This window comes from Glaciimonas sp. PAMC28666, from assembly GCF_016917355.1.
Taxonomy (GTDB): Bacteria; Pseudomonadota; Gammaproteobacteria; order Burkholderiales; family Burkholderiaceae_D; genus Glaciimonas.
Map to the genome: position 1 here is coordinate 3,496,733 of NZ_CP070304.1, position 23,715 is coordinate 3,520,447.

At 51.6% G+C, this 23,715-nt stretch carries 20 protein-coding genes and 1 riboswitch; of the genes, 9 read left to right on the forward strand and 11 right to left on the reverse strand.

Translation table 11 applies throughout. The features are described from left to right. The first annotated feature begins 83 nt into the window (after window positions 1-83). Together JQN73_RS14965 and JQN73_RS14970 are read left to right on the forward strand one after the other, a co-directional pair. Window positions 84-1,457: a lysine N(6)-hydroxylase/L-ornithine N(5)-oxygenase family protein gene (locus JQN73_RS14965; RefSeq protein ID WP_205319660.1), complete on the forward strand. Its 1,374-nt coding sequence runs from the start codon at window positions 84-86 to the stop codon at window positions 1,455-1,457. 96 nt (window positions 1,458-1,553) lie between these two features. Further along, entirely contained in the window at window positions 1,554-3,755 is a 2,202-nt protein-coding gene (locus JQN73_RS14970) for a TonB-dependent siderophore receptor (protein WP_205319661.1), read from the forward strand. 91 nt (window positions 3,756-3,846) lie between these two features. Here the strand turns inward: JQN73_RS14970 and JQN73_RS14975 are convergent, their stop codons facing one another. Continuing rightward, window positions 3,847-4,785 carry a LysR family transcriptional regulator gene (locus JQN73_RS14975; RefSeq protein WP_205319662.1) on the reverse strand — a complete coding sequence of 313 codons (939 nt, stop codon included), beginning with the start codon at window positions 4,783-4,785 and terminating at the stop codon, window positions 3,847-3,849. Window positions 4,786-4,925: 140 nt separating this feature from the next. Here JQN73_RS14975 and JQN73_RS14980 point away from each other — a divergent pair, with 140 nt between their 5' ends. The 3 genes from JQN73_RS14980 to fahA all read left to right on the forward strand — a co-directional run bounded on the left by JQN73_RS14980 (window position 4,926) and on the right by fahA (window position 9,104). Then, window positions 4,926-6,347: an aromatic acid/H+ symport family MFS transporter gene (locus JQN73_RS14980; protein ID WP_205319663.1), complete on the forward strand. Its 1,422-nt coding sequence runs from the start codon at window positions 4,926-4,928 to the stop codon at window positions 6,345-6,347. Window positions 6,348-6,367: 20 nt separating this feature from the next. After that, on the forward strand, window positions 6,368-7,717 hold the full coding sequence (hmgA, locus tag JQN73_RS14985; RefSeq protein ID WP_205323385.1) for a homogentisate 1,2-dioxygenase: 1,350 nt from the start codon (window positions 6,368-6,370) through the stop codon (window positions 7,715-7,717). A gap of 109 nt (window positions 7,718-7,826) precedes the next feature. Next, the gene (gene fahA / locus JQN73_RS14990; RefSeq protein ID WP_205319664.1) at window positions 7,827-9,104 is read left to right on the forward strand and encodes a fumarylacetoacetase; all 1,278 of its coding nucleotides are present in this window, start codon (window positions 7,827-7,829) and stop codon (window positions 9,102-9,104) included. 61 nt (window positions 9,105-9,165) lie between these two features. Here fahA and lpxO read toward each other — a convergent pair whose 3' ends face one another. Then, window positions 9,166-10,068, reverse strand: coding sequence for a lipid A hydroxylase LpxO (lpxO, locus tag JQN73_RS14995; protein ID WP_205319665.1), 903 nt, complete (start codon window positions 10,066-10,068; stop codon window positions 9,166-9,168). Window positions 10,069-10,329: 261 nt separating this feature from the next. Next, window positions 10,330-10,555: riboswitch (yybP-ykoY riboswitch) on the forward strand. Window positions 10,556-10,674: 119 nt separating this feature from the next. Between lpxO and JQN73_RS15000 the strand changes: the two genes are divergently transcribed. Further along, a complete protein-coding gene (locus JQN73_RS15000; protein ID WP_205319666.1) occupies window positions 10,675-11,679 on the forward strand; it encodes a sodium:calcium antiporter in 1,005 nt (334 codons plus the stop codon). Between the two features lie 111 nt (window positions 11,680-11,790). On the opposite strand, the gene JQN73_RS15005 is transcribed toward JQN73_RS15000, so the two are convergent. Both JQN73_RS15005 and JQN73_RS15010 read right to left on the reverse strand, forming a co-directional pair. Then, a complete protein-coding gene (locus tag JQN73_RS15005) occupies window positions 11,791-12,075 on the reverse strand; it encodes a hypothetical protein (RefSeq protein ID WP_205319667.1) in 285 nt (94 codons plus the stop codon). Window positions 12,076-12,164: 89 nt separating this feature from the next. Further along, entirely contained in the window at window positions 12,165-12,503 is a 339-nt protein-coding gene (locus tag JQN73_RS15010; RefSeq protein ID WP_370551244.1) for a YnfA family protein, read from the reverse strand. Window positions 12,504-12,743: 240 nt separating this feature from the next. Between JQN73_RS15010 and JQN73_RS15015 the strand changes: the two genes are divergently transcribed. Beyond that, the gene (locus JQN73_RS15015; RefSeq protein WP_205319668.1) at window positions 12,744-13,052 is read left to right on the forward strand and encodes a DUF1272 domain-containing protein; all 309 of its coding nucleotides are present in this window, start codon (window positions 12,744-12,746) and stop codon (window positions 13,050-13,052) included. A gap of 167 nt (window positions 13,053-13,219) precedes the next feature. Further along, entirely contained in the window at window positions 13,220-15,274 is a 2,055-nt protein-coding gene (gene ppk1, locus JQN73_RS15020; RefSeq protein WP_205323387.1) for a polyphosphate kinase 1, read from the forward strand. A gap of 162 nt (window positions 15,275-15,436) precedes the next feature. Here the strand turns inward: ppk1 and metC are convergent, their stop codons facing one another. The 7 genes from metC to JQN73_RS15055 all read right to left on the reverse strand — a co-directional run bounded on the left by metC (window position 15,437) and on the right by JQN73_RS15055 (window position 22,210). Further along, complete coding sequence (metC, locus tag JQN73_RS15025) at window positions 15,437-16,624, reverse strand: cystathionine beta-lyase (protein WP_205319669.1); 1,188 nt, start codon at window positions 16,622-16,624, stop codon at window positions 15,437-15,439. 55 nt (window positions 16,625-16,679) lie between these two features. After that, on the reverse strand, window positions 16,680-18,308 hold the full coding sequence (locus JQN73_RS15030; protein ID WP_205319670.1) for a rhodanese-like domain-containing protein: 1,629 nt from the start codon (window positions 18,306-18,308) through the stop codon (window positions 16,680-16,682). Between the two features lie 38 nt (window positions 18,309-18,346). Continuing rightward, window positions 18,347-18,934, reverse strand: a complete 588-nt coding sequence (locus JQN73_RS15035) for a hypothetical protein (protein WP_304607786.1) — start codon at window positions 18,932-18,934, stop codon at window positions 18,347-18,349. Window positions 18,935-19,036: 102 nt separating this feature from the next. Then, window positions 19,037-19,795, reverse strand: coding sequence for an amino acid ABC transporter ATP-binding protein (locus tag JQN73_RS15040; RefSeq protein WP_205319671.1), 759 nt, complete (start codon window positions 19,793-19,795; stop codon window positions 19,037-19,039). A 46-nt stretch (window positions 19,796-19,841) separates the two neighbouring features. Beyond that, window positions 19,842-20,534, reverse strand: coding sequence for an amino acid ABC transporter permease (locus JQN73_RS15045; RefSeq protein ID WP_205319672.1), 693 nt, complete (start codon window positions 20,532-20,534; stop codon window positions 19,842-19,844). A 3-nt stretch (window positions 20,535-20,537) separates the two neighbouring features. Next, window positions 20,538-21,224 (reverse strand): amino acid ABC transporter permease, encoded by a 687-nt coding sequence (locus JQN73_RS15050; RefSeq protein ID WP_205319673.1) that lies wholly within the window; start codon window positions 21,222-21,224, stop codon window positions 20,538-20,540. A gap of 134 nt (window positions 21,225-21,358) precedes the next feature. Beyond that, window positions 21,359-22,210: a transporter substrate-binding domain-containing protein gene (locus JQN73_RS15055; RefSeq protein ID WP_205319674.1), complete on the reverse strand. Its 852-nt coding sequence runs from the start codon at window positions 22,208-22,210 to the stop codon at window positions 21,359-21,361. A 272-nt stretch (window positions 22,211-22,482) separates the two neighbouring features. Between JQN73_RS15055 and JQN73_RS15060 the strand changes: the two genes are divergently transcribed. Continuing rightward, window positions 22,483-23,358 carry a LysR substrate-binding domain-containing protein gene (locus tag JQN73_RS15060; protein ID WP_205319675.1) on the forward strand — a complete coding sequence of 292 codons (876 nt, stop codon included), beginning with the start codon at window positions 22,483-22,485 and terminating at the stop codon, window positions 23,356-23,358. Window positions 23,359-23,715 lie beyond the last annotated feature (357 nt).

Genomic DNA, 23,715 nt, shown 5'->3' on the forward strand with positions numbered 1-23,715 from the left:
ACATCGTTCGTTCGTCTAGTTGTTATCGGGGATGAACGCGCAACAGTATTCATCCTTCTCCCATTTTCGGTAAGAGGATGAATATGCGTATTTCCGCCATTGAGCACGACTTTATCGGCGTCGGCTTCGGCCCTTCAAACCTGGCGATCGCAGTCGCTATGGAAGGACAAATTCAACTTGGCAAGAGGGCCCTCGATTATTGTTGTATCGAGAAAAAGCCTGCGTTTGTCTGGCATGGCAGCATGCTGCTGGAAGGTAGCGATATGCAGATTTCCTTTCTCAAGGATCTTGCGACCTTACGCGATCCTACCAGTCATTTTACGTTCATCAATTACCTGCATGAGAAGGGCCGCCTGCGGGAGTTTATCAATCTCAAAAGTTTTTTTCCTTCGCGCATCGAATACAACGATTACTTGCATTGGGCGGCGAGTCATTTCGATCATCGCTGTCGTTATGGTGAAGAGGTGGTGGAGGTTGAACCCATGAAGGAAGACGGCCAGGTGACTCGGCTGCAAGTGCATTCGGTTGATGCCAGCGGCCGTGCGCATGCACGGCTGACGCGGAATCTGGTGTTTGGCATCGGCGGCGTACCCAACATTCCGCTGGTTTTTGAAGCGGTGCGTGATGATCGTGTATTTCACGCGGCGTATTACCTTGAGCGGATCGAAGCATTGGTGCGGCGCAAAGCCACGCCGCGCCGGATTGCGGTGATTGGCGGAGGCCAAAGCGGAGCCGAAATATTCATGGATCTGGTGTCGCGTTTCGGCGATGCCGAGGTGACATTGATAACGCGGGGTGAGGCGTTGATGCCTTCAGACGATAGCCCTTTTGTAAATGAAATTTTTAGTCCGCAATTCACCGATCTTATCTATCACCAGTCGCAGGAGTTACGCCGCGCCACGCTTGAAAAATTCCGCAGCACGAACTATTCGGTGGTCGATCTCGATCTGATCGAGCGCATTTATATGCTGCTCTATCAGCAGCAGGTTAGTGGAAATCAGCAGCATGCGCTGCTGTCAGGCCGCGACGTGATTGAGGTGCGGGTCGGCAGCGATGGGGTGGAACTGGCACTCTGCAAGCGCGAGAGCGGTGAGATCACGCCTGTTAGTTTTGATGCAGTCGTGATGGCAACCGGTTATCGGCGTGACGATCACAAGCGGCTTTTGGGTGGGATGGAAGATTACATCGAAGGCTACGAAGTGGAACGCGACTATCGCCTTAAGACCAGCCCGGACTTTTCACCCAAAATTTATCTACAAGGGTGTTGTGAAGATAGTCACGGTTTAAGCGATACGTTGTTGTCGGTACTGGCGGTGCGGTCTGTGGAAATTCTGGATTCGATTTTAGATGATAAAGCGTTACTAACCAAACAAAATAAATTCGGTAAGCAGGATGCCGGTAACCAGCGTTGCTGTCCGGTAGAAAAGTTAAGTCCCGCCTTTCGGGTCGCGATTTAAGCCAGTGTGAAGGATTGGGAGATTCTTCGGATTGGTAGGTTGTTTTTCATGTCGCCGTTTGGCGTAATTTTAGTTTGATCCAGGGGAGTCGAAAGTATGCAGAAAAAATGTAGTCGCAATGGTCGCTGTAACGATGCTGTAATGTGTAATCGCAATCCTGGCAACAGACTTGGTAGAAAACTGCGTGGTAAATTGGGCTCTGGTTTTATCGGTGAAAGCCTGCGCCTGACACCGCTTGCAATCGCGTTGCTGACGTGGTCGGCTCACTCTTACGCGGAAACAGAAATGCCCACCGTCAATGTCACCGCGCAGCAAGGTGATGAGAGTGCGCTATCCAGTTATCGCGCTTATATCGGAAGCAGTGGGGCTTTGGGTACCAAAGAATTACTCGATACGCCGTTTTCGGTAAGTGTCGCCACCAAAGAGTACATTGCCAATCAACAGGCCACCACAATTGCTGAAGCGTTCAAAGGCGATGCTGCGGTCACCGCACTGAGCAACAATATAGGGGGCGAAAATTCGCAAATTGCGATTCGGGGCCTGGCGCTCGATACCTTGAACGGATATAAAATCGATGGACTTAATACGGTCCTGTGGCAAGCAGATTTGCCATTGGAGCATTTTGAGCAGATTGAGATATTGAAAGGTTTGTCCGGCTTTATGTACGGCTTCAGTTCGCCGGGGGGCATTGCCAATTACCAGACCAAGCGCGCCACCCAGGAACCGGTGTCGATGGTGTCGGTCGGCTACGGCACCCAATCGCAATTTAAGGCGCAGGCTGATATTGGCCGCCGATTTGGTGACAATGATCGCTACGGATTACGGGTCAACGCGGTGCACGAAGGCGGCACGACGTATCTGGATGCGCCGATCAAACGGGATTCCGTATCGGCGGCGTTTGACGTGCGTCTTGCTCCCGGTCTGGTGTGGACTTTGGACGGGTTGTATCAAAAACGTAAAGTCAACGGATCACTGTTTGCGTTGACCCTGGCTGACGGTGTGGCATTGCCCGGTCCGGTTGATGGAAGTCAACGTCTCAGCCAGGATTTTACCTATCACGAGACCACTATCGCCGCTGTGGGGACGGAGTTGCGCTGGAATATTGCAGGAAGTTGGGATATGCGTCTGGGCTATCGCAGCATGCGTCAGACCCGTACCAACTATGACAGCTTCCTGACGGTGACCGATAATGCAGGAAATTACAACGAAGACTTGTATCGCTGGTATAGCAAACAGAATAGCGACTCGGCCAACTTGTTGTTTTCCGGTCAGATTCAGACCGGGTCCATTAGCCATGATGTGACTTTTGGTACAGATATGCAGCGGGCTGAACGCATCAACGGAAATTTCGGTGACGACTTCCTCGGTGTCGGCAATTTGTCCCGCGACACCACGTTTGCCAATCCTGGACTTCCGGTCGATCAGGCGTTGTTCAAGGCCTCCGATACGCGCAATATTGGGGTGTTTGCGAGTGATACGATTCATTGGAACTCGCAATGGAGTTCGATCATTGGACTGCGGCACAGTAATTATACGCAGCACTCGTATAACCTGGATGGTTCCACTTCAGACACTTATACCAAAACGGCATTATCGCCGACGTTGGCGATGATCTGGAAACCGGCTGCCTCGGTTTCGTATTACGTCAGTTACGTTGAATCGTTGGAGCAGGGCGGCTCCGCTCCTCTGAGCACGGTGAATTACGGTACGACATTTGGACCGCTCAAGAGTAAGCAATATGAGGCCGGCGTTAAAAAAGAGGGAAGAGGATGGTCTGCGGAAGCGGCCTTATTCCGTATTGAGCGCGGGCTGGAGTTCACCAATAGTGCCAACGTCTACATTCAGGAAGGAGCCCTTAGTTATCAGGGTCTCGACGTCGCGGGACGCATGGAGTTGGGCCGCGACTGGGGTTTGATGGCGAGTGCAGTATTGATGAATAGTAGCAATAAGAGCGACGATCCAAGCGTTGACGGCAAGCGTGCCAGTAATGTCGCCAACTTTACGGCTGCGTTGCAAGCCGAATATAAAGTGCCGACGTTAACCGGCCTGACATTTTCCGGTGGAACCCGTTATGTCGGAAAACAGGCGTTGGAAAGCGACAATGCGCACATCATCGGGAGTTATCAACTGTACGATATTGGGGCAAGATATAAGGCGAAAGTTGGCGGGAAGGATGTGATTTTCCGCGCTAATCTGGACAACCTGACCAATGAGAAATATTGGTTGGGCAGCTGGAATGGCTTCCTTATTCAGGGTGCGCCGCGCACCCTGCGAGCTAGCGCAGAATTCAATTTCTGATCTGAAACAAGCATAAAAATAGCGATGCTTTACATTGAAGGTGAAATGTTAAAGCGTCGCTATTTTTTTATGTGGAGCGGCCTGGTCCGGCTCAACCATCAACCTTTTCTAGCTTACCCACCATACGGTCCGCGGCATCGATTTCCGCGAACAGGTCTGTCACAAAATTAACAAACACCCGTACCTTGACCGAAAGCTGATGGCTGTGGTGATACACCACCGAGACCGGTGGCCCGGTAGTGCTCCAGTCTGTCAAAATGGGAGTTAACGTCCCGCTTTTTATCTGGGGATTAAGAGATAGTGACAGCAACTGAATAATGCCCGCACCACTGGTTGCAGCGTGGATTAGGGATTCGGCGTGATTGATCGCAATGCTGGTCTGCGGGTTCGATTCGACGGTTTGCTTACCTTTGCTAAAGGTCCATGGAACGTTGAGACCGGTATTCGGATGAATAAAAGCCAGACAATTGAATCGCGCCAGATCGTGCGGAGAATCGGGCACGCCATGCCGTGAAAGGTATTCCGGCGACGCGCAGCACAGATTTTTGGTTTGATAGATTCGTCTCGCTACCATACTGGAATCTTTCAGTTCTCCGATCCGCATCCAGACATCGCCACGCCCCTCCACCATATCGACCATGCGATCGCTGACGTTCATGCGCACCGTTAAATCCGGGTAAAGCGCGGTAAAACGCGATAGCGCCGGTGCCAGATAAATGCGACTAATCACAGTCGGCACGTCAATTCGCAGCACGCCCTGTGGCGTTGCGCGCGAACCTTGGAGTGCATCTTCCAGCTCCATCATGTCGCCTAATAATCGTTGCGCGCTTTGATAACAACGATGGCCGTCGTCAGTCAGTGATAGTTTACGGGTGGTCCGATTTAGCAGGCGCACGCCAAAATGACGCTCAAGATTAGCGATATGATTGGTGATTGAACCGTTTGAGAGTTCCAGCTGCTGCGCTGCACGGCTGAAACTGTTCAGCTCAACCACTTGGCAAAATATTCGCAATGATTCCAGTCGATCCATGGGATTCCCCCAATTGTTTAGTAATCATAAAAAATGATTTTAATTATTAGCTATTATTTTGTAAATGAAAAATGTGCATAATGCGTATAGGTCGGGCGCGAATGATCCGACAGACAACTATTAACGCGGAGACTAAATAAATGACAATTTCCTCAACGGTGCCCGACGGCGGCTTTCGCCAGATCGACATTCCCGCCCTTATCGACCGCAGCAAAATCGGCTTTTCGCAAACCATCATGCTGGTTTTATGCGGTTTATGTCTGATCGTCGACGGTTTTGATGTGCAGGCGATGGGATATGTGGCACCGGCGATTATCCAGGATTGGGGCATCGCCAAGTCGCATCTGGGGCCGGTTTTCGGTGCCGGTTTGTTCGGTATGCTGGTCGGTTCGTTGATGTTTAGCATGTTGGCGGACCGCATCGGCAGGCGCCCGGTCTTGATTGCTGCGACGTTATTTTTCGCAGTTTGCATGTTAGTGACGCCGATGGCGACTTCCTTGGGGGAACTGGAAATCATCCGCTTTATTACCGGCTTGGGGCTGGGAGCAATTATGCCGAACGCGATGGCGTTGGCGGGCGAATATAGCCCGGTACGCAAACGCGTGACCTTGATGATGTTGGTGTCCTGCGGCTTTACGCTAGGCGCGGTGCTGGGCGGGCTGCTGTCTGCCTACCTGATTCCGCGCTTTGGATGGCAATCGGTCTTCCATGTCGGCGGCGTTGTGCCGCTCGTTATAGGGGCATTGATGATTTTTTTACTACCTGAGTCGATGCAGTTTCTGGTCTTGCGTGGCAAGAAACTCGATCAGGTTGGTAAGTGGTTACGTCGGATTGATCCGAATGTTGTGATTGATGCTCAAACGCGCTATGTTGTGAATGAAAAGGCAGGGAAGGGCGCGCCGATGTTGCAGCTTTTTCAGGAAGGCCGCGCCAAGGTCACAATCCTGCTATGGGTGATCAATTTCATGAATCTCGTGAATCTGTATTTTCTGTCTAACTGGTTGCCCACCATCGCCAAGGATGCCGGACTTTCCACTGCGAACGCGGTATTGGCTGGCACCGCTTTGCAAATCGGCGGCACATTTGGAACGCTCATCATGGGGCAACTCATAGATCGCTCCAGTTTCCGTCGCGTACTGATTCCGGTGTTTGTTGTGGCGGGGTTCGCGGTCGCGTTGATCGGGCGTCCCGAGGCATCGCTGGTGTTTTTGTTTGGAAGTATTTTTGTCGCAGGTTTTTGTATCGTTGGCGGTCAGCCCGCGGTGAATGCGCTGGCTGGTACCTATTACCCGACCACGTTGCGCTCGACCGGCATCGGCTGGAGTCTGGGGATTGGGAGGATAGGCTCGATTGTCGGTCCGGTCCTGGGCGGTGAATTGATCCGCCTGAACTGGCCGAACAGCACGATTTTTATCGTATTGGCGGTGCCAGCGCTGGTATCGGCGTTGATGCTGATCCTGATGGGAAACAGTGCGCTTCGCAAATCTACCGTTGCTAGTTCCATTACTACAACCAGTGCGAATGAGGGCCAATCAACCCTGATCGTCCAGAATAAATTGTGAGGAATCTAATGACTGCATCCATGCCTGAACCTTCGCACACGATAAACCTCCAGAAACAAGCCGGTGATTCTGGTCGGCTTCAGTATCAATCCGGCTTTGGTAATGACTTCGCCACCGAGGCGTTACCGGGCGCCTTGCCTGTCAGCCAAAATTCCCCACAAAAAGTAGCGTATGGTTTATATGCAGAGCAATTATCCGGTACCGCATTTACGGCACCGCGCGCCCATAACCGGCGTTCATGGCTCTATCGCATCAGACCCGGGGCGATGCATCATGCTTTCGCACCGCTCGATCATCCATTGCTGCGTAGTGGACCTTTTAATCAGGTTGCGGCGTCTCCCAACCAGTTGCGCTGGGACCCGCTACCATTGTTATCCTCAGACCAGCCTACCGACTTCGTTGATGGTTTGGTGACGATTGCTGGCAACGGCGACGCGGCCATGCAAGCCGGTCTGGGAATTCATTTGTATGCAGCGAATCGTTCGATGGATGATCGTTTCTTTTACGATGCGGATGGCGAACTATTGATTGTTCCGCAGCATGGGCGCTTGCTGGCGCACACTGAAATGGGAATGCTCGATGTCAGCCCCGGTGAGATTCTGGTGATTCCACGCGGGGTCCGCTTTCGTATGACGTTGCCGGACGGTGAAGCCCGCGGTTATGTCTGTGAAAATTATGGCGCGCAATTCGAATTGCCGGAACTGGGGCCGATTGGCGCAAACGGCTTAGCCAATACCCGCGACTTTCAGGCACCGGTGGCGGCCTACGAAGAGCGGGAGGGGGATTTTCAGTTGGTAGCAAAATTCGGTGGCCAGTTATGGTCGGCCGCGATAGGCCATTCACCGCTGGATGTGGTTGCGTGGCACGGTAATTACGCGCCATACAAGTATGATCTCAGTCGTTTCAATACCATCAATACGGTGAGTTTCGATCATCCGGACCCTTCCATTTTTACGGTACTGACTTCACCATCGGCTTTGGCTGGAACGGCGAATGTGGATTTTGTGATTTTTCCACCGCGCTGGATGGTGGCCGAAAACACCTTCCGTCCGCCTTGGTTTCATCGCAATGTGATGAGCGAATACATGGGGTTGGTCCACGGTGCCTATGATGCCAAGGCTGAGGGCTTTGCACCCGGCGGCGGCAGTTTGCACAATTGCATGAGCGGCCATGGGCCCGATGCGGTCACCTTTGAGAAAGCCAGCCACGCCGAGCTGACGCCGCATCGGATCGATAATACATTAGCGTTTATGTTTGAAAGCCGTTACGTGATTCACCCGACCCGCTTTGCGCTGGACACACCGCTTTTGCAGAAGGACTATCTCGCTTGCTGGGATGGATTGAAAAAGAATTTCAATGGATGGCCTTGAGTAATTTTTCCAATTTTCAGTTTCGATATTGCGACGATGACCATTGACGGTCAGGCAGAGCGCATCACGATTATAAATTGCACTTTTTTTCTGACAATGGAGTTCCTTCATGCAACCAAACGACCCTACGCTGAAGTCTTTTATAGCGACCACACCAGAATGTCACTTCCCTATCCAGAATTTGCCGTTTGGCGTCTTTAGCAATGGAGGCGATCCGACCTTACGAGTCGGGGTAGCCATTGGCGATCAAGTGCTGGATCTGGCGATATTGGCGGATGCCGATCTTCTGCCGCTACCCGCAGAGGTTTTTCGAAGCGGAAGCCTGAATCAATTCGTGGCGCTGGGACACGCGACCTGGCGCGCCACGCGTGAGTTAATCAGTCATTTGCTGCAGGACGACAATCCACTATTGCGCGATGACCCGCTGCTACGCGGCGCGGCGCTATTGCAGCAAGACCAGATTACCTGCCATTTGCCGATGGAAATTCCAGGTTACACCGATTTCTATTCATCGAAAGAGCACGCAACCAACGTCGGTTCGATGTTCCGCGATCCGGAAAACGCGTTGCTGCCAAACTGGTTGCATATTCCGATCGGCTACAACGGCCGTGCCAGTTCCGTCGTCGTCAGCGGAACCGCGTTGCATCGCCCTAAAGGACAGTTGAAATTGCCTGATGCTGATGCGCCGATTTTTGCGCCGTCGCGCAAACTGGATTTCGAACTGGAAACCGGTTTCCTGATCGGTCAGGCAAATGCGTTGGGCGAGCCGATTGATATCGCAGTTGCAGAGCAGCATATTTTTGGGATGGTGTTACTTAACGACTGGAGTGCCCGTGACTTGCAGCAATGGGAATACGTGCCGCTCGGACCATTTAACAGCAAATCGTTCGGCACCTCGATCTCGCCTTGGGTGGTGACAATGGAGGCGCTGGAACCCTTTCGCGTCGCCAGTCCGGTGCAGCAGCCGACGCCGCTACCGTATCTGCAGCAAAGCACTGATAACGGCTATAACATCGCGTTGGAGGTGACGTTGAAACCGGCAGAAGATGAAGGTAGATCAGGTGAAGGACAAACAATTTGCAAAACTAATTTCAAAGCCATGTACTGGACTATGGCGCAGCAACTGGCACATCACACGGTATCAGGTTGTAATACTAAAGTAGGCGACCTGATGGGCTCAGGAACGATCAGCGGCAGTACATCGGAAGCGTTCGGGAGTTTGCTGGAACTGACGCGGAATGGCCAGAAACCGTTGTCTCTGGCAAACGGCGTGCAGCGTGGGTTTATTCAGGACGGTGACGAAATTGCAATGACCGGATGGTGTCAGGGTGATGGTTATCGGGTCGGCTTTGGTAGTGTGACCGGCAAGATATTACCGGCGCGTTAAGATAGTAGTCATGGCTGGGGCGCATGTTTGCGCCCCAATTTCGGTCCCCCGCGATAAGCGATTACAGCCAGATTATTGCTGCGATGACGCCAATAATTAAACCAAATTTGACCACGTAATAGAGCGGCTTGCTGAATTTTTTGAGCGCTCTGCGATATTGACCCGCAGCCCAGACAAAGCGAAACAGCTTGTTAATGCCGCCGGTCTGGTCGCCGGTGTCATTCGGCGATGCCGCCGCGCTCATCATGTGTCGACCGAGCCAGCGGTTAACCGCTTGCGCCCAGCGATACTTCATCGGGCGTTCGATATCGCAGAAAATAATGATGCGATTGATGTCTGTGCCGTTATGCGCCCAATGCATAAAAGTCTCATCGAAAACGACCCCTTGCCCATCGCGCCAGCTGTGGCGTTCTCCGTTGACTTCGATAAAACAGCGGTCATCGTTGGGCGTGATCAGACCCAAGTGATAGCGCATTGATCCGGCAAATGGATCGCGATGCAAATTCAGTTTTCCGCCCGGTCCAAGTTCCGCAAACATCGCGGCTTTTACGCTCGGTGTTCGACGCAGTAACGCGACTGTTTTAGGACAAAATTGTTCAGCCGACGGATGGCTGGCGTCGTACCATTTTAAATAGAAACGCTTCCAGCCCGCCTTGAAAAAAGAATTGAAACCCGCATCGTCGTTCTTGGCAGCGGCGCGGATTTTTTCCATCCCGATCAACGCCTGTGCTTCGTCGCGGATCGTTTCCCAGTTATCTTCCAGTATTTTCAGATCGCTGAAAGCGCTGGTTGGCAGATAGGCCGTGTTGGTCGGCACCTTGGAAAATAAATACATCAAAATATTCAGCGGTGCCATGATCGATGAATGGTCGAACAATTGCCGAAAAAACGGCAAGCGCACCTTTCCGCGGAAGTGCACGTAAATGATGGATAAAAGGAAAATACTAATCACTGCCCATTTCATGACAATGTGCTCCAATCAAAAAATAGCTACGTCGATTATTGAACCTCGCCGGCGCTCAGGAAGGCGCGCAAACGTTCAATATGGATGAGCAAAAAAACAATAAAAAATCAGCCTGAAATGCATTTAGCCGCCATTTTAGCCGTTTATGGCTATCTCCCCCGGATTATGCGCTTTCCCGATAAGTGACCTATTGTAGAAATAGGGAGAATTGCGGATTCGAAGATTGCCACGACGGGAATTTTAATGATAATATCGGCGCTTCCTTAGGGGAGTAGCCTTCTTGCAATAAATGACACTTATTGTGCTTGACCTACCATGGGTCATACCAGCCACAAAGGTGTTTCATTGTTGCAATGAGCGTATGTCAACATACTTGACGCTTATCGTCATGGCATACGCAACCGTCAGGTGTGGCAAGACCTTTGGTACATTGTCCTTACCCGGCTGGGCGGGGACGCTGTGCCATTTGTCAGTGCCCAGCCCCCAGGAACTCCCTATGTTTAAGTCTCGTTATTTTCCTGTTGATCATTCTTCAGTTGATTATTCCAGTTTAGCGCCTATTCAATTCCCGCTTGCTCAAGCAGTTGATGCACACGAGGTTGCAGCATGATGTTGACGATCGCATTATTATTAGGATCGGCGATTGTTATTTATTTGTCATGTGAATATTTCGTCAATAGTATCGAATGGGTAGGTCGACGTCTGGGGGTTGCCCAAAGCGCGGTCGGTACGGTGCTGGCAGCCTTCGGCACAGCTTTGCCAGAAACCGTGGTTACCTTTGTTGCCGTCGTGTTTGGTCGCGATGCCGCGCATAAGGACATCGGCGTTGGTGCAGCACTTGGCGGTCCGCTGGCGCTCAGTACGATTGCCTATGCGGTAGTCGGGTTAATGTTTATTTTAAACCGCAAAAAACTCGGAAGTATTTTGTTGTCCACGGCGGATGGTGCACGATTGAGTCGCGATCAGGCCTGGTTCATGGGAATTTTCATTCTCAAAATATCTCTTGGTTTGTTCGCTTTTGCATTTAAGCCCTGGTTTGGCCTGCTGTTTCTGCTGGCATACGGTGCCTATATCTGGGGCGAAATTCGTAAAGAGGATAGTGCTGACGTTGAGGTCCACGATCTTGATCCATTGAAATTCCGCCCGCATGATCCGGAACCGGGGCTAGGCTGGGCTACATTGCAGACGATAGTCGCTCTCGTTGTCATCTTTTTGAGCTCACAGCTATTTGTCGCTCAGCTCGAGGCGATGGCACCGTGGCTTGGTATTTCCCCACATTTGGTGGCTTTGCTATTGAGTCCGATTGCCACCGAACTACCAGAGATTCTGAATGCCGTGATCTGGGTTCGCCAGGGCAAGCAAACGTTGGCACTAAGTAATATTAGCGGTGCGATGATGATTCAGGCCACTATTCCGACGGCGCTGGTCTTGATCTTTACGCCGTGGATGCTGGATACCGCGTTGATCTGGGCCGGTACCATCACGATGGTATCCATCGCTGGGTTGTATGTATTATTGCGCAAACAGATGCTGACCGGACCCCGGCTGGCACTGTTTGGCGGACTGTATGTGGTATTTGCAGCGGGACTTGCGGTCATCGGCATACGTTAGGTATCAGTCGGACCTGCATCAAGTCGGACCGTATCAAGTCGGACCTATATCAAGCCAGACATTATCCCGCTGAAGCTGAGAGAAACCTTCGGGTTTCTCGGAATTCTCGGTTCAAGCCTCCTCGACTACGTCCTGTGTCTGCAACTCAATACCGCCGATGCGCTCTGCTACCTTGTTGTATACCCACGCGCCGAATAGTGTAAAAACGAAGCCAAATAGCGCATAAAGAATTGGCGTCAACAGAATGAATCCAGAAAAGGACGAAGTGCGGTCACCTGGTATCACCAGCATAAACAGCGTCGATAGAATAATGAACGGCAGGGTTATTGCAAAATAAAGAACGGCTAATACTTTGGCAGTCTGCAATGGTGCGATGCTTATAATTTGTTTTTTCATGAGAACTCCCGTGGTGATCGACATTTGACGATTAAATTGAAGGGCGGCAGCAGCTGATTGCCTGAAAGGTTATCACGCCGTGCCCTTGTTTATGTGCGCGCTCCCACAGCGATCACCGCAGCACCGCTCAATGCGAGACCGGCGCCAAGCAGATCAGTCCAACGTGGTGTGACGCCGTCCACACCCCACAGCCAGATGATTGCGGTAGCAATATATACCGCGCCATAGGCAGCATACACGCGGCCACTGGCAATCGGATGCAGACTCAGCAGCCATACGAACGCTGTCAGGCTTACGACGGCCGGTAGCAGCAGCCATACCGATCCTTTGCCCTGAAGCCACAGCATCGGCAAATAGCAGCCGAGTATCTCGGCAAAGGCGGTTAAGGCAAATAATCCAAGCGTTTTTGCGAACGAGATCGACAACATGACGGACAATTTCCCCCGTGAAAAAGGTGACGATCATATGGTAGGGGAAGTTGGCGCTGGCGGGCAAAATTTTTACTGGTGAAATTTATTGCGTTGTTTTGTTATACCGAATCAGCCGATTCCCAGGTTGCAGAGTAGGCGGTTCTGGCATGCTGGGGTATATTGCAGAGACACTGCAGATGCTCTTTGATGGGCATTCCGCCATCAGTTACACTATTTTAATATGCTGAGGAAGACGCGATGTTAGAACTCAGGCCCACCTGCGAGAACTGCGATAAAGCACTGCCACCAGCATCGATTGAAGCATGCATTTGTTCTTACGAATGTACATTTTGCGCGTCCTGTGTCGAAGTCGTTCTTGAGAATGTTTGTCCCAATTGCGGCGGCGGCTTTACCCCGCGTCCGATCAGGCCGTCAAAAGATCTGATCGGCGGGAATTTTTTAGGTCGTAATCCGGCCAAAATTGAGGTGAAACACAGGCCGGTCGTGGCTGAAGTACATGCGCGCTTTTCTGCGACAATCAAAGGTATTGCGCCGGAGAACAGGTAACGTAGAAACGGGCATTGCAACTATCCCGCGTTTTCCGGACCAGTTGACGTGTCATTGGTTCGTCATAATCGGTCATTACAATTTGGCCGATTATCATGAGTCATACTCAGGGTAACGATGCGAGCAGATTTTTGCACCCGAATCCCGATGACCATTTATTCAACAATATGACCTTTCCTTTACTCAATCGCGAACTGGGCGTCCTGGCCTTTAATGAGCGGGTGCTGGCGCAAGCTGAAGATCCCTCCGTACCTTTGCTGGAACGCCTGCGTTTTGTGTGCATCACCAGTAGCAATCTGGATGAATTTTCCGAAATTCGCATGTCTGGTTTGCAGGAGCAGATGCGCGAGTCTATTGATGGGGTGACGCCGGACGGCATGTCGCTACAGCAGGCTTACACGGTGATTAGCGAGCGCGCCCAAAAGTTGGTTACCCGCCAATACGCCTTGTTTAACGAAGTGTTGTTGCCTGCGCTAAATGCCGAAGGAATTGTTTTTTATGCCGAGTCCGACTGGGACGACAAGCAGCGTGCCTGGGCTCACGAGTTTTTTAAAACCGAACTTCTGCCAGTGCTGACACCGATTGGTCTCGATCCAGCGCATCCGTTTCCAAAAGTGTTGAATAAGAGCTTGAATTTTGCCGTTAAGCTGAGCGGCAAAGATGCCTTTGGCCGGGAGCCGGAACTCGCCATCGTTCAGGCACCACGTGCCTTGCCGCGCCTGGTTCGCATGCCGGAGGAGCTCTCGCGCCACCCTTATGGTTTTGTCCTGTTAAGCAGTTTTATGCAGTGCTTTGTCGGCGAACTATTCCCTGGCTTATCTATCGGAGGCTGTTATCAGTTCCGCGTTACCCGTAACAGCGATCTGTTTGTGGACGAGGATGAGGTCACTGACTTGCGGCTGGCTTTACAAGGTGAGCTGCCGACCCGACAACTCGGAAATGCGGTGCGACTGGAAGTGGCGGATGATACGCCTGCCTCCCTGGTTTTACGCCTGTTGAACCAAAACGGTTTACAGCCCGGTGATTGCTATCGCGTCAATGGGTCGGTCAATCTGGTGCGCCTGATGCCCTTACCGGATTTGGTTGCCCGTCCCGATCTGAAGTTCGTTCCCCATACCCCGGTGCTGCCGAAATCGTTCTTTACGGGCTCATCGGTGTTCGATGTCATCGATCAGGACGATGTTCTGCTGCATCATCCATACGAGAGTTTTCAGCCGGTGCTGGAGCTATTACAGCAAGCAGCGATTGACCCGGATGTCCTTGCGATCAAGCAAACCATTTATCGGACTGGTAATGAATCGGCGTTAATGAATGCGTTGATGCAGGCAGCTAAAAATGGCAAGGAAGTCACAGTGGTGCTGGAACTGATGGCGCGCTTTGATGAAGAAACCAATATCGGCTGGGCGGCCAAACTGGAGGCGGTTGGGGTGCATGTCGTATATGGTGTATTTGGTTATAAGACCCACGCCAAGATGTTGTTAATCGTCCGGCGTAAACAGCACGCCAAACATACCAAACTCAAACGTTACGTCCATCTTGGCACGGGAAACTATCATTCACGCACCGCGCGCCTGTACACAGATTTTGGGCTGATGACCAGCGATGACAAGATGTGCGAAGATGTCCATAACGTGTTTCAGCAACTGACCGGCTTCGGCAAGCAGGTGCAGCTTAAGCGGTTGTGGCAATCGCCGTTTACGTTACATGCGAATATTCTCAAAGCCATTCAGAAGGAAGTTGATGCCGCCAAGGCGGGGCGTCAGGGCTATATCATCGCCAAGATGAACGCATTACTGGAACCGACGGTTATCGCAGCCTTATATGAAGCCTCGCAAGCTGGCGTCAGAATTCAATTGATCATTCGGGGTGTTTGCGCGCTGCAAGCCGGTGTTCCCGGATTATCGGAAAACATTACGGTGCGTTCCATAATCGGCCGCTTTTTAGAACATCATCGGGTATTTTATTTCTACGCAGATGGTGAAGAGCACGTCACGCTATCGAGTGCCGACTGGATGGATCGGAATTTATTCCGTCGTATCGAAACGGCATTTCCGATACTGGACAGCAAATTAAAGCGCCGCGTCATCGAAGAAAGTTTGTTGATACATCTGCAGGATAATGCGTCCGCATGGGATATGACGGCTGACGGAAGTTATAAAAAAGCGAAACCGGGTGACGCCGAACCGTTAATAAGTCAGATCGATTTATTAGCGCGTTTTTAGGCCTGGTTCTAAGCACGTTTTTAGGCCTGTTTTTAAGCCTGTTTTGTGCGATGGCGGTACGCGCTTAACGTTGCGCGTTAAGCGCGTATCGATTACCGCCCGGCGGACCAGATAGATGGTTATTTCAATAGCTTATGCAACGGAATAATGCCTGAGGGCGGTTCAACCCACGACTGCGAAGGCCTGCGCCAGATCCTCAATCAAATCCTCAGGGTCTTCCATTCCGATATGTAATCTGACGATGGTTCCTGCCTCAGACCAATCGGTCACAGTGCGGGCACTTTTCAAATCGGAAATGGTCGCAAGGCTTTCATAACCGCCCCATGAAGCGCCTATACCAAATAATGTCAGTTGATTGACGAAGCGCGCCGCGGCCGACCGGTCGGCGCGGCTAAATTCAAACGAAACCAGACCGTTGGTGCCCTGACAATCGCGCTGCCAGATAGCATGTCCGGGATGGTCGGGTAAGGCCGGACAGAATACCCGTGCGACCTCTGCGCGGCCGAGCAACCATTGCGCTATTTTCAATGCGTGCTGCTCGTGAAGCGCAAGGCGCGCAGCTAACGTGCGGATGCCGCGCAAGACCAGATAAGCATCGTCAGGACTGACAGTCATCCCACACGCATCGCTCATTTCTGCCAACGGCCGCCAGGCTTTTTCGTTAGTAGTCACCGTTCCCATCATGACGTCGGAGTGGCCACTAAGATACTTGGTGGCAGCTATGACCGAGACGTCGGCACCCAAGGCCAACGGTTGGTATTGCAATCCTGAGCCCCAGGTGTTGTCCGCCACTAGGAGCCAGTTATTCGCGGCAGCCAGAGTTGCCAGTGCGCGCATATCGCAGAGTTCATACACTAGCGAACCAGGACATTCAACATACAACATCCTGGTTTCAGGTCGGGCCTTTTCCACGATATCGCTCCCGTCGGCGCAAAAGAACGTGACTTCAATACCGAACTTTTTCATGAACGTTTCTGCGAAATGACGCACCGGTTGATACACGCAGTCAGCAATCAGTACATGATCGCCCGGTTTCAGATAAGTTGTGAAGACCATCGCGATGGCTGCCAGGCCGGTCGGGAACAGCCTGGTGCGAAATCCGCCTTCGATATCCGAAACCACATCCTCTAGCGCAAACGCGGTCGGATTGCCGCGTGCTCCATAAGTAAATAACCGCTCGTCGTTGCGATGCGCACGCATTGCATCGAGCTCTTCGACTGATTCAAACAACACGGTGGAAGCGCGCACCACTGGCGGATTGACCGCCTTGCCACCACGATACGCTGGAGCATTGCCAGCCTTAAGCAATCGGGTATGAGGACGAAGCTTCTTCAATAAAAATGGAGACATTGTCTTTTCCCTGTGGATGGTTGAAAACATGCAGTAAATAATACACAATGCGATGTTAAGAAATTTTCGTGATGGCTTCTGTCGATGCCGCATCCAGATTAAAGGCATCCCGTTCGCGTTGATCGAGTTGAGCCAGCAGTCCGGTTTCCCACTTCAGATATTGGCGTGCGGCGGCTTTATTGCCGTCATGTCGGTCATGCACGAAGAAAAGATAATCGATACATTCAGCATCAGGCGGCAGGTCCGGTGTGCTTTCAACCTCCAGTTGCGCTTTAGTCCAGGCTGAAAATCCCCCTTCCAGTTGCCATATTCTAGCCCCGCACTCCGGTGATAATTGCGTCCATTCTTTTGCAACGAGCGCAATGATCGTAGCGTCATCGCCGACCAGAATAACATCGCCGCCCTGAGCAAATAGTTCGAATGCCGGGAGGCTAGGGCGGATGCTCCAGGTAGCCCCAGGAATATGTGATTTGCGGAATTGCATGCCCGGCCGCACATCCAGCACCCGGATGTTATTGGCCGCTATTCGTGCGCTCAGAGTAGTGATATTCATCGTCGCCACTGCCGGCCCCGCGAAAGCAGATTCCTTTATATTCTCAAGGGCGGCGAGCGAGAATTTACTTTCAATGCCATCTCTCAATACATAGGCATCGTGCCCCAACTGCTTCAGCCAACTGGCGACGACAGGCGCGCGGCATCCATCATCATCAAACAGCACCAGCTTTGCATGACGCACGCCGATGTATTGATCGGTTGCCTGTATCAGTTGACCGCCAGGCGTGTGCTGCGCACCGGGCAGGCTGCCGCTCCCGAATTCATTAGGCGTGCGCACATCGCATAAAAATACCGAGCAGTTGCCGGACGATATCCATCGGGAGATCGCAGTCGCATCGACGCTTTCTACATTGAAACGCGCGGCGACACGCGCACTGGCAGCGCGGCCAGCGACGCGTCCATAATCCGAGACCTGATCAGGGTAGCGACGCTCGCTCCCATGTTCCAGTTTAAGGTCTTCCAGATACCATCCCTGCGTGCCATTTTCCAAGGCCATCACCGGATTGGGAAGGCCCAGATTAATCAAGGTTTGCGCACCAACGATGCTGCGGGTGCGACCTGCGCAATTCACCACGATGGTGGTGTTCGGACTGTCGATCATGTCATGGACGCGGTAACTCAGCTCACCGTTTGGACAACAAACCGATCCCGGGATGGTCATCTTGTGATATTCGGATAGTGGACGGCCATCCAAGACCACCACATCATCGCCGCGCTCCAGCATCTCGAAGAGTGTTGATGCGCTCACCGAGGGCGTATGACTGTGTTCTTCGATCAGTTCACCAAACGTCTTCGACGGGACATGGACACCGGCAAACAATGGGTAGCCCACTGCTTTCCAGGCAGCGGTCCCGCCTTCCAGAATATGGACATCGGTATAGCCTAGGGCGATGAGGCTGCGGGCAGCTTTGGGGGCAATAGTCTGGTGTTCGTCATACACGACTAACCTTACGGAGCGACGCGGGGCGAGTCTGCAAACATCCAGCTCAAGGCGGCTGTAGGGCAACGGCACAGCGTAAAACAGGTGCGACTCGCCGTACTGACCTTGTTCGCGCACGTCAAAGAGCGCGATTTCGTCATCGTCATGTAACCAGTTTTTGAGAGTATGGGGTTCGACAAATTTATGCATAAATGGTTTCGGTAAGTGGCCTGAAGGAGAGATTCAAATTAGCGCCGCGTTGGAACACCGATGCCCATTATCTGGTAGCGGCCTGTCTCAAGATCGAAGCCGATCCGGGCGTTCAGGGTTTCCAGTGCACGGCCATACATGTGGAGATGACGGATCGCTGTTTCGCCTTGAATCTGGACCGCATGAATGTCATCCGGCATGAGTGCGATACCGTGGCCGGGATCGACCACGACGGTACTTTCCAGTTCTAGTGCGCCGACACCCGGCACGCTGCAGTCGTCGGTGCGGCGATACACATAATTGTGTTCGACGCCCTCAACCGCGGCGATGCAGGCCCAGGTGGTATGGTCATGTGGCGTAATCCGCTTTCCTGGGAGCATGACGTTGAGATAGAGCGCGTAGGTTTGATCGCTCTCTTCGTGAATCATATACCGGGCTTGTAATTCTCCATCAACCGGTGCTGCATACTTGTCGGCGTTCCATAACTGGGTTCGTGCGGCGAGTGCTTCGACCACGGTCAGGACCTTGGCCAGTGACGCGCGGGTGGTGCCATCCTGGTGAATGATCTGTTTGATGTTATTGATCGCGGCAGAGACGATCTGCTGCTTTTCATTGGATTGGTTCATGATTTTTCCTTTATAGAATCGGATAATTATTTGTCTGCGTGGTCACTCAAACGTGCCTTCGGACGACTGTCGATCATTGTTAATGCGGTTTTCAGTAAGCGTTCACGCCGCCATCTGGGTGCTGACACGGTCGTGAGGGCGTAGTACGTCCTGCAAAAATTTACGGGCGCGCGGATGGCTGGGATTGGTGAAAAATGCCTCCGGTGGCGCATCTTCCAGCAGTTCCCCGTTATCCATGAACCAGACGCGACTTGCGACCTCTCGGGTGAATCCCATTTCATGGGAAACAATCACCATCGTCATACCGTCGCGTGCCAGCGATTGCATGACCTGTAGCACTTCCGATACCATTTCCGGATCGAGTGCACTCGTTGGTTCGTCGAACAACATAAGCGCTGGCCGCATCGCCAGAGCGCGGGCAATCGCCACGCGCTGTTGCTGACCGCCTGATAAATTGGCGGGCATGGCGTCGATTTTCTTTTCCAGCCCGACCTTCAGCAATAGTTCATGCGCACGGATATTGGCCTCATCGCGACTGATCCCAAGCACCTTGACTGGTCCCAGCGTCAGGTTTTCGCGTACAGACATGTTCTGGAACAGGTTGAAGCTCTGAAAAACGAAACCGACCCGGGCCCGTAGTTTGTTGACATCGGCATCAGGTCCGTAGATATTTTTTTCTTCGAACAAGATGCGTCCGGATTGAATAGCCTCGAGCCTGGTAATGGTCCGTATCAGGGTCGATTTGCCCGATCCGGAAGGCCCGCATATCACCACTACTTCGCCTTTCCTGATGTCCGCATTCACCCCTTTTAGAGCATGGTAGTCTCCGTACCATTTATCAATTTTTTCTAACTTCAACATGGATAGCTCCTTAAACAACATCAAATTCAAACCGTCCACTCAACCATCAGGACACTCTTCTTGATTTGCCAGCAATGCGCAACTCCAACAGACCGGCGCAGCGCGATATGCAAAAACAGAGCACAAAATAGAAGCCCGCTAATACCAGATAGGTTTCGAGCGGTTTGGTGAGTGTCATGGTGTTGACCTGCGCCGCCGAATAAGTCAGTTCCGGCACGCCTATGACGTAGGCTAGAGAGGTGGCTTTGATCGTGGAAACGAACTGGTTCACGATAGAGGGAACCATGTTGAGCAGTGCCTGGGGCAAGCGCACAAATCGCATGCTTTGCATCCAGGTCAAACCAATTGAGCGTGCGGCTTCGGTCTGGCCTTTTGGCAAGCCTTCCAGACCGGCCCGTACCACTTGCGCCAAAAAGGCGCTCTCATACACAACGATTGCACACACCACCGTGGTGAAGCCAGAGACCTCTGCATGGACAATTAACGGTACGCAAAAATAGGCCCAGAAAATAATCAGCAGCAACGGTATGCCGCGTATGATCCTCGTCCACCATTGCGCAATGAAACGCAACCAGCCGAACGAAGACATATGTGCGAGGCCTAGCAGGACGGCAATCGGAAACGATAACGTCAACCCTAATACCGATAGTGTCAACGTCATCGCCAGGCCACCAAGTGGCCCGTTGGGATATGCGCCGATAAGGAACAACGAGGAATAGTTTTGTAAAATATCCAGCATGAGTCAGCCCTTTTGAGTGTTCTGTTGGCTGAAGCGATCTGCGATCAGCATCAGGGAAATCGAGCCGATCAGATACAGGACGGTGGCAACCAAAAATACGTCGAAAGTGCGGAAGGTTGCATTGTCGATCTGCTTGGTCTGAAACAGCAATTCATGCACGCCGATAGCCATGGCAAGACTGCTGTTCTTGAACAAAATCAGGGTCTGATTGATGAGCGATGGAATCGCGACTCTGATGGCTTGCGGCAGAATCACATAGCGATAGCGTTGCAAAAAGTCGAGACCAATCGAGCAAGCAGCTTCTTCCTGCGTGTGCGGAATGGCGCGCAATCCCGAGCGTATGTCTTCCGAGATGAACGCTGCCGAATTCATCGCCAGGGCAATCGCAGCAAAAATAAATTCGGTATTGCCAGCGTTGACCCAGATTTTTATGGCCTCAGGTAAGGCTTGGGGCACACCAAAATACCAGATTAAAATCTGCACGAGGATCGGCACATTGCGGTGGTATTCCACGAAGCCCACCACGATCATTTTGAGAACGTTGATTCCTGATGAACGCATGATGACCAACACTATGCCGATCAGCAGTGCCAATATTCCCGAGACAGAAAATAACTGCAAGGTGGTCAGGACACCATTCCAAAATAAATGGAGATAGCCATCCTCAAGTAAAAAGGATAAATCGAACATCTATAATATTCCCTGCAAAAACGCATTAAAGCTATAAAAAAGGTTATGTAAGGCTACCTGAGTGCGGTAGCCAAAAACCCTTGTTCGATCAGGAGTTGCAGCAAGAGCCGAAATTCCAGCAACCTGCAATCCCATCAGCTACGGCTAATTGGCTCGACCTTATATTCGCGTGTCATCTTGTAAATAGAATTCGCACCTAACCATTTATCAAAGCTGGTCTGGAGTTCGCCTGATTTTTCGTAGTTGAGCAAAATCTGGTTGATTGCCGCCACCAGTGTCGGTTCATTTTTGTTGATCGCCACACCGATCCGTTCTTCGAAAATTGATCCGGGTAGCAGTCGATATTGTTCGCCGCCTTTTTGCGCGGCTTCACGGGCGAAGCGGGATAGAATTAGTTGTCCGGCAACCAGACCGTCTACTTTGCCCTGTTGCAAGGCAAGAAATCCGGATGAAATATCATGGAAGGTTAGCAGCCGCGAATCGGGCAATTTGCTGGCACCGAGGGCGGCGGAACTGGAGCCTTCGCTAGCAGATATTTTTTTACCCGCAAGGTCTGCAATGGTCTTGATAGGTGAACTGTCTCGCACCAGGATTTTAATAGGTGCCACAAAGTACTGATTACTAAAGTCTACCTGCGCGGCGCGGGCTGGCATGAAGGCAACTGAGGCAGCGAGCACGTCGACGCGACGGGTTTTTAATTCGGGAATACGGGCGTCGGTTGAGACCGGTTTGTGTACCAGTTTGACGCCGAGACCCTTGGCTAAGGCGTTACAGATATCGACATCGAAGCCGACGATCTGGCGTGTGCTCGGATCGGGGAAGGCGTATGGTTCACTGACATTCTGCGTGCCGCAACTGAGCGTGCCGCGTGCCCGGATATCGCTTAATTGATCGGCGTGTGCCATCGTTACCACGCTACTTAATATGAGTGCCAACGCGACACCGTTGATGGATGCTGAGAGGGGTGCTGATGCTAACTTCTTCATTTCATATTCCTTGTATAAATGGTCGCAAGAATCATTTTTGTGGTTGGATTTATTACAGCGAATCGTCAACACCCGAACAGCATAGCGCCTTGAATGGATAGATTCAGATTATCCAAAAAATGGACACGGAACAATTTAATTCTTAACTTCAAACCATTAGCATCGCTAATGTTTTATCATCACCTTGATGGTGCAAAGGCCCTTTTTCATCAGTTTCTTGCACCACTTCCGCGATGCTGCTAATCCATTTAACTTAATTAGGACCGGTTTCGATGCGCAATCTTGATATGGAGTTATTGCGAACATTCGTCGCTATTGCCGAATTTTCATCTTTTGCTGCCGCGGCTGATCGTGTGCATCGGACGCAATCCGCCGTCACCCAACAGATGCAAAGGTTGGAGTCGCAGCTAGGCTTTACATTGTTTCAGAAAGCCGGGCGTACCAAACAGCTGACGACACAGGGTGCCAAGCTGCTCGAATACGCGGTACGCATTCTGGCCCTCAACGATGAGGCGATCAGCATGCTGGATATGGATGACGTTACCGGCTCGCTGCGCATTGGTGCGCCGAACGACATAGCTGAAACGATCTTGCCGTCGTTGCTCTCACGCTTTGCCAAAATTTATCCGCAGTTACGGATGGAAATCCATGTCGGTAGAAGCCCCTTTTTGATGCAGGCGCTGCGTCGTGGGGAAATTGACCTGACCGTGTCGACTCGCAAAACGGACGCGCATCCAGGCATTATTTTAAGGACATCCCCGACGGTCTGGCTTTGCTCTTCCGATTACATTCATAACCCGGCTAACCCAGTCAAACTGGTCGTCGCAGACGAACCCAGTTTATTTCGGGAAATCGCCTTGCAGTCTTTGGACCAGGCCAAAATCCCTTACCGCATCAGTTATGTTGCGCCGACTCTGGTGGGGATCAAAGCGGCGTTAAGGGCTGGGTTGGGAATAACGGCGCGTAGCATTGAGATGATCAGCCCGGAGTTACGTGTATTGGGCGCGGCTGAAGGTTTTCCCCGTTTGCCGGATGTAAATTTCTTTCTTTATTTACGCGACGAGCAGGTTGGAACCATAGCAAGAATGGTTTTCGATACTCTCAGTAAAGGAACCCACGATCATGTGCGCGGGTTGTCCTCGCAGTAATGCGCCCAAATCCTATTATTGACATATTGATATCTTCGTAATTAAGTGATTGGAGTCTGCAGCCTGACGTCTGCCTTCGCAACGTCACATCGTGTGCGCTCTCATATCGAAATCGATATCACTTTTGAATAAAAAGTGATTGGTCAGATCGTCGAACAATTTTTACACTAGGGCTGGTTCTGCCTAGCGAATTTTAAAAGTTTTTCGACCAATTATTAATTTCGGCGTCATCAGCTTTGCGAACTTTCATTCACCCAGCTCTCCGCATCGATATCAAAACAAATATGGAATTCGTAAAATAATTCATTTGTTGGATATCACAATAATTCGTAATATAACGGGTGAAGTCGAAAAAAT

Excerpts from the sequence above, each read along its gene's own strand:
- JQN73_RS14965 (WP_205319660.1), top strand. The coding sequence starts at position 84 with ATGCGTATTTCCGCCATTGAGCACGACTTTATCGGCGTCGGCTTCGGC.
- JQN73_RS14970 (WP_205319661.1), top strand. The coding sequence starts at position 1,554 with ATGCAGAAAAAATGTAGTCGCAATGGTCGCTGTAACGATGCTGTAATG.
- JQN73_RS14975 (WP_205319662.1), bottom strand. The coding sequence starts at position 4,785 with ATGGATCGACTGGAATCATTGCGAATATTTTGCCAAGTGGTTGAGCTG.
- JQN73_RS14980 (WP_205319663.1), top strand. The coding sequence starts at position 4,926 with ATGACAATTTCCTCAACGGTGCCCGACGGCGGCTTTCGCCAGATCGAC.
- hmgA (WP_205323385.1), top strand. The coding sequence starts at position 6,368 with ATGCCTGAACCTTCGCACACGATAAACCTCCAGAAACAAGCCGGTGAT.
- fahA (WP_205319664.1), top strand. The coding sequence starts at position 7,827 with ATGCAACCAAACGACCCTACGCTGAAGTCTTTTATAGCGACCACACCA.
- lpxO (WP_205319665.1), bottom strand. The coding sequence starts at position 10,068 with ATGAAATGGGCAGTGATTAGTATTTTCCTTTTATCCATCATTTACGTG.
- JQN73_RS15000 (WP_205319666.1), top strand. The coding sequence starts at position 10,675 with ATGATGTTGACGATCGCATTATTATTAGGATCGGCGATTGTTATTTAT.
- JQN73_RS15005 (WP_205319667.1), bottom strand. The coding sequence starts at position 12,075 with ATGAAAAAACAAATTATAAGCATCGCACCATTGCAGACTGCCAAAGTA.
- JQN73_RS15010 (WP_370551244.1), bottom strand. The coding sequence starts at position 12,503 with ATGTTGTCGATCTCGTTCGCAAAAACGCTTGGATTATTTGCCTTAACC.
- JQN73_RS15015 (WP_205319668.1), top strand. The coding sequence starts at position 12,744 with ATGTTAGAACTCAGGCCCACCTGCGAGAACTGCGATAAAGCACTGCCA.
- ppk1 (WP_205323387.1), top strand. The coding sequence starts at position 13,220 with ATGACCTTTCCTTTACTCAATCGCGAACTGGGCGTCCTGGCCTTTAAT.
- metC (WP_205319669.1), bottom strand. The coding sequence starts at position 16,624 with ATGTCTCCATTTTTATTGAAGAAGCTTCGTCCTCATACCCGATTGCTT.
- JQN73_RS15030 (WP_205319670.1), bottom strand. The coding sequence starts at position 18,308 with ATGCATAAATTTGTCGAACCCCATACTCTCAAAAACTGGTTACATGAC.
- JQN73_RS15035 (WP_304607786.1), bottom strand. The coding sequence starts at position 18,934 with ATGAACCAATCCAATGAAAAGCAGCAGATCGTCTCTGCCGCGATCAAT.
- JQN73_RS15040 (WP_205319671.1), bottom strand. The coding sequence starts at position 19,795 with ATGTTGAAGTTAGAAAAAATTGATAAATGGTACGGAGACTACCATGCT.
- JQN73_RS15045 (WP_205319672.1), bottom strand. The coding sequence starts at position 20,534 with ATGCTGGATATTTTACAAAACTATTCCTCGTTGTTCCTTATCGGCGCA.
- JQN73_RS15050 (WP_205319673.1), bottom strand. The coding sequence starts at position 21,224 with ATGTTCGATTTATCCTTTTTACTTGAGGATGGCTATCTCCATTTATTT.
- JQN73_RS15055 (WP_205319674.1), bottom strand. The coding sequence starts at position 22,210 with ATGAAGAAGTTAGCATCAGCACCCCTCTCAGCATCCATCAACGGTGTC.
- JQN73_RS15060 (WP_205319675.1), top strand. The coding sequence starts at position 22,483 with ATGCGCAATCTTGATATGGAGTTATTGCGAACATTCGTCGCTATTGCC.